Below are 737 nucleotides of genomic sequence, written 5' to 3' on the forward strand. Positions count from 1 at the left end.
ACGGGTGGCGCTTTCCAGGCGGTGGCGTAACCCGTTCAGCGGCGCCTCGCAGGCACGGGCCACCTGATAGCGCAGCTGGCGCAACAACCGATGTCGCAACCAGCCATTGCTGGAGGCGTTGCCGAACAGGCTGAACGCCACGGCCACCGCCAGCACCCCGCCAATCTGGCTGATCGCCTCGTTGACCACATACACCGGGTCGAACGTCATCGGGCTGTGCAGATTCAACAGGTAGATAAAACTGAGTACATAGCCGGTGCCATACCCGGCCAGCGTCGGCCGAGTAGTGAGATACAGCCCGGTGAGCAGAAACGGCACGATGCCGGCCACCATCAGGCCGAAGCCATCCATGTGAGTGAGCACCAGAAACTGACAGAGAAACGCCAGCGGCATACCGGTGGCAAAGCCCAGGGTAATCTGCCGCACCACCGCTGACGGGTTCGGCGCACTGGCAAACAGGCCGGTGAAAATCGTCGCCAACATCATGGCACTGCCCCCATGGACCCAGCCGGACAGAATCCAGAAACTGCCCATCACCAACATGGTCACCGTGGCCCGCACCCCGCTCACCAGCGCGCCGAGGCGATCATTACCGTGCTGGAACACCACCTCTTTCTGCGCCACCGTGGGCACGCCGGGGCGGCGCAATTGCGCATAGGCCTGCACATAGGCCTGTAATTCCTGCAGACAGCGGCCCAGCAGCTCGGCGCCAGTGTCGAAATCCAGTAATTCCCGGC

1 protein-coding gene is annotated in these 737 nt (G+C 62.8%); it reads right to left on the reverse strand.

All coding sequences use genetic code 11. The features are described 5' to 3' along the window. A partial coding sequence (locus A3730_RS07575; RefSeq protein ID WP_197477359.1) for an FUSC family protein occupies nucleotides 1–737 on the reverse strand: 737 nt, incomplete at both ends.

It is taken from the genome of Alcanivorax sp. HI0044 (assembly GCF_001634945.1).